General features: G+C 40.3%; 7 protein-coding genes. All 7 read right to left on the bottom strand.

Annotated features, from left to right (window positions below; all coding sequences use genetic code 11):
• On the bottom strand, nt 1-2230 hold a 2230-nt coding region (locus AC1DU2_RS04625; protein WP_477383021.1), incomplete at its 3' end, for an outer membrane beta-barrel protein.
• 98 nt (nt 2231-2328) lie between these two features.
• Nucleotides 2329-3141, bottom strand: coding sequence for an enoyl-ACP reductase FabI (locus tag AC1DU2_RS04620; RefSeq protein ID WP_477361068.1), 813 nt, complete (start codon nt 3139-3141; stop codon nt 2329-2331).
• A 178-nt stretch (nt 3142-3319) separates the two neighbouring features.
• Nucleotides 3320-5020 carry a DNA repair protein RecN gene (gene recN / locus AC1DU2_RS04615; protein ID WP_477383020.1) on the bottom strand — a complete coding sequence of 567 codons (1701 nt, stop codon included), beginning with the start codon at nt 5018-5020 and terminating at the stop codon, nt 3320-3322.
• Between the two features lie 181 nt (nt 5021-5201).
• Complete coding sequence (locus AC1DU2_RS04610) at nt 5202-7130, bottom strand: M56 family metallopeptidase (RefSeq protein ID WP_477383019.1); 1929 nt, start codon at nt 7128-7130, stop codon at nt 5202-5204.
• 6 nt (nt 7131-7136) lie between these two features.
• On the bottom strand, nt 7137-7514 hold the full coding sequence (locus AC1DU2_RS04605; protein WP_090651664.1) for a BlaI/MecI/CopY family transcriptional regulator: 378 nt from the start codon (nt 7512-7514) through the stop codon (nt 7137-7139).
• 423 nt (nt 7515-7937) lie between these two features.
• Nucleotides 7938-8828 (bottom strand): type IX secretion system protein PorD, encoded by an 891-nt coding sequence (gene porD / locus AC1DU2_RS04600; RefSeq protein ID WP_477361074.1) that lies wholly within the window; start codon nt 8826-8828, stop codon nt 7938-7940.
• Entirely contained in the window at nt 8825-10030 is a 1206-nt protein-coding gene (gene coaBC / locus AC1DU2_RS04595; RefSeq protein ID WP_477383018.1) for a bifunctional phosphopantothenoylcysteine decarboxylase/phosphopantothenate--cysteine ligase CoaBC, read from the bottom strand. Before coaBC ends, porD begins: the two co-directional genes overlap by 4 nt.
• Between the last annotated feature and the right edge of the window lie 144 nt (nt 10031-10174).

The raw sequence follows: 10174 nt of genomic DNA, 5'->3' as shown, positions 1-10174 counted from the left end.
CGGTTATTACAGGGGAAATAGTAAGAATATTTTTAACTAATTCCTTTGTAGTATATATGAGTTGATTAAACCTAATTGCATTGTTTAAATTAAATCTTCCGTTTATGATTGTTGGTTGCTCCTGGTAGTTTAAATTATTGGTGTAATTTAGGCTTAGTTGATCGGATACATTTTTAAGAAATGACAGGCCAATTGACGCAGTATTGGCGTTGCCAATATTGTCTATAAATGATGCTTGTGTCGTATTTGACAATGTATTGATACGCATTCCAAATTTGGAATTGTAAAAATCAACACCGGCATTTATAGATATTTGTCCGTTATTAGAGCTATAATTTAACTTGATACTATGGTCTAATTCTGGTCGGAGATTGGGGTTCCCATTTGATTGGAATACTAAATCATAGGAATTGTTGATGTTAACCAGTTGAGTGATTTCCGGGTAGTCGGTGGCCGTTTTAATATTTAGTGAGATATTTCTGTCTCTGCCGATTTTATAATTGGTTCTTAAATTTGCGTTAATATTTGAGAACGAGGTATAGCTGTTTTGTTGAATTGATAATATATTTCTTAAATCGAGCAATCCTGCAATCTCCCCATAAAGTGAAATTTTGCTAAAGGTTTTTTGAATCTTCGATCCCAGTTCGATGTAATTATTTCTAATCTTATTGAGCTGGTATGGCGTATTAAATGAACTATCGCTTGTTATGGTATTATCATATCGATCTGTTACGTTTTTATATTTTAAATAGACATTGTAGTAAGCATCTTCATTTAAAGGGTTAGTATAATTTGAATTAAACCCAATGGATCGCTCAGTTAATATTTTTGAAACGTCGATAAAGTAGCTTGGGAGATTAATATTAACTGGGCTATAGACATTGTCAACTTCAGTATTTTGCGAGTTATTTGTACCCATATTGCCAGTAAATACCAATATTCGGCCTTTTTTCGACAAGAATTGATGTGTATATGAAATTTCAGTTTGATTTGATTTCTTTTTCTGAGTTTGAGTTTTACTTAAATTTGAAAAATTATTAATTGAATCCGGTATCGTAGCATAATTTAAAGAGTCGGCAACCTTCGTGTTATTAAAATTGTTGTTTTGGGTTAGACTGATCGTATTTAGTGAGTCAATAAAATATCTTAGGCTTAAGTTAGCATCGGAAATTCCAGATGATTTGGAAATAGATTTATTTGTTATCCTATAAAATTGATTATTAATATGATCTTGTCGTTCTGATACAGAAATTATATTCCTGTTTTCAATTTTACCCCCTATTGCGATATTAAGTTCTACTTTTTTTCCAAATACATTGCTGTACATAAATCTACTCTCATGTGCTGTAGTGTTATTACTGCCAACTGAGAAATTAATGGAAGGTACTTGATCAAAATTGTTGTTAATATTGACGTTGTTGCTGTTGAGTACAAGAGAGATTTGTTCTCTATTATTGTAATTATATAAATTGGCGGCGGTTAGGTATCTGCTTTCTGTCCCAATACCCAAACTTGAGTTGCCGAATTTTCCTTTGTTATACTTTTCTTTTAGAGTGAGATTTACTTTAATAGTAGGTCTTAGCATCGTAGTATTTGTAGTACTATCGATATTGGTTTCAATGACCTTTATATTATCAAGCACCAATGCTGGTAATAGTTTATATATATCCAAATTGTTTTGGCCAAAAAAATCGCTACCATTAACAACAAGATTAGAAACTATCTTTCCGTTATAATATAATTGTCCATGATCATCTCTATAAAAGCCATATCGTTTTGACAGAAGGTCGTTTATCATAATAGAACTCTCAAATTTTTCTTTAGAAAGATCTATTTTTGTTGTATCCCTATATCGTCTCTTAGCCGAAATTTTTACTTCTTTTAATTCAACTTGTTTTGGTGAAATGTAGAAAACACCTAAATCAATATTTTTGGCTAAATTATATTTCTTGACATCTATTTTAAAAGTCAGTTCGTTGAAAGTCAAAGAGCTAATTTTAAAATATGAGGATTGAATGAAATATTGATTAGGAATCTTAAAAAAGCCGACACTATCGGTTAATGTCTGGTACAGCAGATTATTTCCTTCGTAAACCTTAACATTTGCACTTTGAACAGCGAGGTGATTTTGTTTATCAAGAACTTTACCTGTAGCATTTAGGTTTTGGGAATACGCTTTACTAAATAATAATATTGAGATGATAAAAACAAATCCTAAAGATTTTGTCATATATAGAATAAAGCATTATAAAATAGCAAACCCCTATTATTGTGCAATAATAAGGGTTTGCCGAATGCTTCGCCTAATAATATATTTTTTATTGTTTATTATTTCGCCATCTGATCTATAACAGCCTGCGTTACACCGGTAAAGGAGAAGCCACCATCATGGAAAAGATTTTGCATGGTAACCATTTTGGTTAAATCGCTGAACAGGGTGATGCAGTAGTCGGCACATTGGTCGGCATCGGCATTACCAAGCGGGCTCATTTTTTCGGCAAATTCAATAAAGCCATCAAAGCCTTTAACGCCGGCCCCGGCAGTGGTGCGGGTTGGTGATTGTGATATGGTATTTACGCGTACTTTTTTGCTTACGCCGTATTCGTAACCAAAGTTACGTGCAATGCTTTCTAAAACAGCTTTGTTATCGGCCATGTCATTATAGCCAGGGAAATAACGCTGGCCGGCTATGTAGCTTAAAGCCACTACAGATCCCCAATCGTTAATGGCATCATGCTTCATGGCTGCCTGTAAAATGCGGTGCAGGCTTAAGGCCGAAATATCAAAACCTTTATGGGTAAAATCGTAGTTATTTTCTGGGTAAGGAATGTTTTTACGCACGTTGATGCTCATGCCGATAGAGTGCAGGATAAAATCAACACCACCGCCAAAATGTTCTTTTGTTTTGGTAAACAGGTTGTTGATGTCATCATTGCTGGTAACATCCGCACCTATAACGGGCGCATTGCATTCTTCGGCAAGTTTATTGAGTTCGCCCATGCGTAATGCGATAGGCGCGTTTGATAATACAATTTCGGCACCTTCCTGTACAGCGCGCTGCGCTACTTTCCAGGCGATGGATTGCTCATTTAGGGCACCAAATATGATACCTTTTTTGCCTTTTAATAAATTATAAGCCATGTTTTGATTTTTTACAATTGGGCGTAAAGTTATAATATTAGTATCAAGTAGTTAGTATCAAGTATCAAGAATTTTTCTTCGAGTATCAAGTATCAAGATTTTTGACTTTCGGATAAAAGCCATTGGACAAACTGCTCTGAAACCAATTTAGTGCAGCTGTCTTGATACTTGATACTTACTACTTGATACTATCAAGCAATTCCCTGGCATTTTGCAAAGCGCTTTCACCCGGTTTATCACCACTCAGCATTTTGGCAATTTCCAATATGCGCTCCCGGGCATCCAGTTGTTTCATGCGGGTATAGGTAGTTGCCGCGCTATCGTCCTTATAAACAAAGTAATGGTTTTTACCCTTGCTGGCAATTTGTGGCAGGTGGGTAATGGTTATCACCTGTAAATTATCGGCAAGGCGCTCCATAATGGTGCCTACTTTGTTAGCTACTTCGCCGGATACCCCGGTATCAATCTCGTCAAATATGATTGTTGGCAGGGCGGTGTATTTGGCTATGATAGATTTAATGCTCAGCATCAGCCGGGAAAGCTCGCCACCTGATGCCACCTTACTCATTTCGGCCAAAGCATGCCCCTTATTGGCCGAGAAAAGGAAACGTACATGATCAACCCCATTCTCGCTAAGCACCCCACCACCCTGCAAATCAAAAGGTCCCCCTTTAGGGGGCGGGGGGGGCGTTTGCTCAATCTTCAACACCGAACTTCCCATCCCCATTTCGGCCAGGGTATCAATTACCTGTTTTTCAATGGCGGGGATGGCTTTAAGCCGGTTTGCGGTTAATTTGCCTGCCAGTTTCTCAAGCCCGGCTTTATCGGCAGCAAGCTGTTGTTGCAGTTTTTCGATGGTTTCATCGCCAAATAAAGCCTGTTGTATTTTCTCTGACAGGTCATCCTGTATCTGCAATAGTTCGGCGTTACTATTTACCCGGTGCTTTTTTTGCAGGTTATATATCAAACTAAGCCGGGTGTTAATTTCATCAACCCTGGCATCGTTGGTATGCGTTTTTTGTTCAATGCCTTCTATTTCGGCGGCGATATCTTTTAATTCGATAATAGCGCTGTTCAATCGCTGGTGCAGTTCTTCAATCTGCGTATCAAATTTTTCTATGGAGCCTAATTGCTGCCCCGCCTCGCGCAGTTGCGCCAGGGCAGCGGTTTCGCTTTCCTGTACCAGGTAGTAGGCTCCGTACAGGTTGCGTTTTATTTCTTCGGCGTTATTTAAGGCGTACAGTTCTTTTTCAAGCGGCTCCTGCTCGTCGGCCGCCAGGCTAACTTTTTCCAGCTCATCAAACTGAAACTGAAAATAATCCAGGTCGGCTTTGGCCTTATCACTTTCGGCAATCAATTGGGCAAGCTTGCCGGTATCTTTTTTAAAGGCGCGGTATTTAGTGCGGTACTCGTTCAGCAAATCGTCGTGTTTGGCTACCGAATCAACCACCAATAGCTGAAACTCCGGGTCGTTAATCTCTAATGTGGCGTGCTGCGAATGGATGTCAATCAGCTTTTCGCCTAATTGCTTAAGTGATGTAAGGTTTACCGGTGTATCATTTACAAAAGCACGCGATTTACCATCTGCAGATATCTCGCGGCGTAAAACGGTTTCAGCTTCGTAGTCCAGGTCGTTCTCTTCAAAGAAGGAGCTTAAGTGAAAGCCGCTGATTTTAAACGAACCTTCGATAACGCATTTTCTTTGCTGGTTAAAAAAGTAACGGCTCTCGGCCCGCTGCCCCAAAATAAGCGACAGAGCACCCAAAATGATCGATTTACCTGCGCCGGTTTCGCCGGTAAGTATGTTAAGGCCTTCGCCAAAACTTATCTCCAGGTTATCAATCAGCGCGTAATTATTGATGGTTAGCTTTTGAAGCATAAAAAAAGTATCCTTATTTTATTAAGGATACTAAATTAAGCATTAAGCTTCTTTAAAATAAAATTTAATAAAATATTGCTAAATAATTTAGTGTTATGAGGGAGAGTCTTTAGTCGGAAGTCTCAAGTCCTAAGTCAAAAAATACAATTCAGACTTAGGGCTTCAGACTAAGGACTTCAGACTATTCTTTATCGTCGTCCATTAGGTAAGCCTCTTTTTTGGCTTCGGCTATGCGCTTTTTAAATTCTGGGCTATTGGTATATTCGCGCAGTTTTTTACTGGCTTCACGTAATTGTGCTTTTGCCTGTTTCATTTCGGCATTATCCTGGTAGCCGCGCATCTGTTCGCCAAGTTTTCTCATCTCCTGTTTTTGCTCTTCCATTTGCGGGTTGCGGAAGGCTTTTCTTAAGCTATCGCTCATCGCCCTAAGCTCCTCGCTTTTTTTGCGAAATTCTGGTGAGTCATAATGGCCGCGCATTTCCTCGCCCATTTTTTTCAATTGCTCGGTTTGCTCTTTTACCTCGGGCGATATTTTGCTTTGTAGTTCGTCCTGGTATTTGCGATAGTTTTCATCTTTGCGGTCGTCATGATATTCGCCTTTTATACCATATTTTTTCCTCAGCTCGGCATTCATGCGTTTAAAATCGGCGCTGTTGTAATAGGCGCCAACTTTTTCGCCCAGCTTGCCCATTTGCTCACTCATTTTGGTTGTTTCACCGGTTTCGGCCCAGTTTTTCTGAAAGTCTTCGGCTATTTTCTCCTGTTCTTGCTGTATCTTTTTTAACTCGGGGTTATTGTAAAACTTCTCCATAGCTTCGCCTTTCTCTTCCATCAGTTTTTGCAATTTTTGAAAATCGGCGCTGTTGTAGTACTTATCAATCTGTTTTGCGTACTTATCAACTTCGGCAGTTAGTTTGTTCAACTCTTTATCATCAAAGTTGCTGTAACGTTCTTCGGCAAGTTGTTTGTTTCTGATGGCCGTTTTATTGGCTACAACCCTTTTGGCTTTAGCAACCTTTTTGCGGATGGTATCGGTTAGTAATTCTTTTAATACGGTAGGGTAGGTAATTTTTACTTTTTTGATGGCTATTTTACCATCGGCAATGGTAGGGTTGAGCCAGGCAATACTGCTGATACCGGCTGTAAGTATTGCAACAGCCACTAAAAGGTGGCGTATGTTGCCTATTGGTTTTTGGGTTTTCATGATCCGTTCAATTCTGTTTAATAAATGATATTTTTTTCCGGTGGCGGCAAGTGCCATTTGCAGGTTTACCTGCCTTTTTTGCTCCAGCTTTAATAGTGCATGCGCATACACTAAGGGCTGGGCAGTGGTTTGTACAACCAGGTCATCGCACCGGTTTTCGCGTTCCTGGTTTATTATCCTATTAATTAATTGGGCAAAGGGGTTGAAGAAAAGCAATATGCTCATGAACTGCTGCAACAGGTTGAGCAGGTAATCGTTACGTTTGATGTGCGATAGCTCATGCAGTAAAATAGATTTGATCTCGTCGGCAGATAAATAAGTAGTGAGCGAAATGGGCAGTAATATTATCGGGCTAAAAAAGCCAATCATGCAGGGCACATCCACAAAGCGGCTGATGTTTACGCTCACATATTTTTTAATGTTCATTTGCCGGCAAAGCGTATCTACATAAACCTGCACGGTATCAGATGGCATCATGGTGCGTTTAATATGGCTGATTTTTTGCCAGTTGAGCCCCATTTTTAAAATATTGAATGTGAGCCCGATAAAGTAGATGGCCGATATGTAGGGCAAATAACCCTGGATGGCGTAATAGTAATAATTATGTTGAGCTGTATAATGGATGTTAACCAAGGGCAGGTTAAGTGCAGGTAACAGGGCAGGGGCATTTGCTGCCGCTAAATTTACCCACACATGCGCCTGTAGCTGGTTTACAAAGGTGTAAACAAACCACACGCTTATAGCCAACATGGCAACCATAGCGGTGTTATGTTTTTTTATGGTTGATAACGATGGCGCGCAGGTTAGTAACAGGCGCAAAGCAAACCAAACCAATAACCCCTGCCATAATGAGTGGATAATAGTGATACCCAAAACCTGGCTTATATTATAGAACACACTTTCCATAACGTTTTATTTTTTATCCTGGTCAAACTGATTTAAAAAGTTTTTAATGGCGTCTATCTCATCCTTTGAAGCCCGGTGCTGGCCAAGTGCCTGTATCACCAAATCGGATGTGGAGCCTTTAAACACAGTAGACAATATTTTATCTAAAGCGTTGCTTTGCGCCTGCTCTTGTGTAAATAAAGCTTTGTATAAATGTGTTTTAGAGGTAGTATCACGCTCAACCATACCTTTATCATGCATAATCTGCATTAGTTTAAGGGTAGTAGTGTAGCCTGCATCTTTAGTTTTGGCCAATTCTTCGTGTACATCGCGCACGGTGCATTGTCCCATTCTCCAAATCACCTGTAAAATTTCGAGCTCGCTTTCTGTTGCTTTTATATCCATTTTATTCAATACGAATTTCTTCGTACAAATATCTACGATAGATTTCGTATATGCAAGAGATTTGTTAAATTTTTTTGGTGAGTGGTTGATGGGGTTGATTAAGTTGGATTGAGTTGATTAAGTTGATTGTCTGAACTCGAATTAAACGAATTTTTAGAATTTCTCGAATTAGCTTTTTAAATTCTGTTAATTCTTAAATTCTGTAAATTCCGGTTCAGACAAATGTGTTAGGGATTGCAGCGAATACCGGCCATGTGGCTAAAGCCCGTGCAGTATAAGCGTAAAGCCCGGCCGCAGGCAACACCATGGAAGAGAAACAAGAAATTAGAGTATAGAATTAAGACTGTTGTAAAAAGAAGTACTATGGATAAAAGGCGTAAAGAGCAAGGATAGTCTTGCTTCTTGATTCTCACATCTTGACTCTTATTTTAAAGCCTGGTACTTATTCCCATTGGCCGGATCGGCTTGTAAAAATAAGTTCATGGCCTGTACGCGCTCCTGCGGATCGGCCTTGCTGTATAGTGATACCAGCTCGTCGCTTTTGGCGGTATAAAATATGAGTGGGAACATGGAGCCCACGCGCTGCCTGTCAACCTGTTGCAGGGTGGGTAAAAAGGACGAGATTGCTTTTCGGCCTTTATTTACATTGTCGGCCATTAAATCGAGGCCGTTGCGGTGGTAATCGTACATAAAACCGCGTAACTGGGCGTAAAGTTTATTGTTTAAATTTTCGGATAACCAATAACGGTTTGTGTTACCGTCAAAAGCCTTCCAGCCTTTATATGATCCGGTTTGGGCGTTGTTTACCACCGTTTGCGCGGCAGCAAAATAGGGGCTGCCCCCAAAGCGCGAAAAGGTATCATAATCCATCCCTACAATAATATAGGCGTAAAATGCCATTACCGAGCTTAAGTTGCTTTGAAAATTCTGATCGCTGTAATCAACTGTCTGGCCTTCGTTGTAGGTAAAATCAACGTCGCGGTCGTTAATATTAATCAGGGTTGTGCTGTATGACGACCCAAAAACAGGCCTTGATGATTGTACCTGAAGCTCGCCGCTAAAATTACTGCCGCCATCCCAGTTGGTAATGTTTAATACAAAATTACAATCAATACGCTCCTGTGGCAAAATAGGGTCGGCGCTCCATTTACGGCCATTTAAAAAATCCTTCATGGCGGTTTCCAGCGTCTGGAAAACCCGCTTGTTGCTCACTTGTATTTTTGGCGAAACTACCGATACACGTGCATTCAGGTCCTGTGCGGCGCACCGGAAACCCAAAAAAATAAGGATAGTGTAAATGAACAGCTGTTTCATCCGGTTATAAGTTGTGCGAGTTTAAGGCAAATATCACGGGCTACCGCCTCCTTGCTTTTAAGCGCGAAGGTTGTTTTTTGCAGGTTACGGTCAATAATGGTAATTTTATTAGTATCCTGCTTAAAGCCGGCGCCGGCATCATTCAACGAATTTAATACAATAAAATCCAAATTCTTCTTTTGCAGTTTGGTTATTGCATTTGCTTCCTCGTTGTTGGTTTCCAGCGCAAAGCCAACCAGGATCTGGCCGGGGGCTTTTTGCCCGCCCAGGGTTTTTAAAATATCAGTGGTGGTTTTTAGGCTGATATTAAGCGAGGCATCCTTTTTCTTGATCTTTTGCAATGCTACCTCGGTTGGTGTATAATCAGCAACGGCGGCACTCATGATACAGGCTTTTGCATATTTGTAAATAGTTAAACAGGCATCCAGCATTTCGGCTGCCGAGGTAACGTTTATCAGTTTAACAGATTGCTGCTTGTTAACCTGTGCTGTTGGGCCGCTTATTAAAGTAACATCGGCACCCATACCGGCCAGCTCATCGGCAATAGCGAACCCCATTTTGCCAGATGAATGGTTGCCTATAAAACGTACCGGATCAATAGCCTCATAAGTGGGGCCGGCGGTTACCATAATTTTATGCCCCGCTAAAAGGGCTTTTTTTTTAAGCTCCGACGATAAAAAACCTACAATCTCTTCGGGTTCGGCCAATCGCCCTTCGCCATAAAGCCCGCTGGCAAGCTCCCCGCTGCCGGGTGCTATCATGGTATTACCAAAGGATTGTAGCCGGGCTACGTTTTGGCGGGTTGCGGGGTGTAGCCACATATCCAAATCCATGGCGGGGGCAAAGTATACCGGGCATTTGGCCGATAGGTAAACGGCGGTGAGTAAATTATCGCAAAGTCCGTTGGCCATTTTTGCCAGGGTATTGGCCGTTGCAGGAGCTATAATGAGCATATTGGCCCATAGGCCAAGCTCAACATGGTTATGCCACTCGCCGGTGTCGGTTTTATAATAATTCACCAATACCGGTTTTTTAGATAGGGTTGAAAGTGTAAGCGGCGTTATAAAGCTAACAGCATCTGGTGTCATTATTACCTGCACCTGCGCGCCGGCTTTAACCAATAGCCTAACCAGCAATGCCGACTTATATGCAGCTATACTGCCGCAAACTCCCAGGATGATGTTTTTACTTTTTAAATTCAAAATTCAAAATTCAAAAGTCAAAAAATATGACTTAGTCAACGACATCGATATGGCTAATTCAAAAAAGATAATTTAAATAACCATGTGAATATAGCTAAAAAAACAAAAGTCAAAACCCAAAGTAACCATACAGATCACTTATGA

It is taken from the genome of Mucilaginibacter sp. P4_C11, from assembly GCF_056402115.1.
The sequence above is the reverse complement of the archived record's forward strand: the minus strand, read 5'-3'. Positions and strand labels throughout refer to the sequence as shown.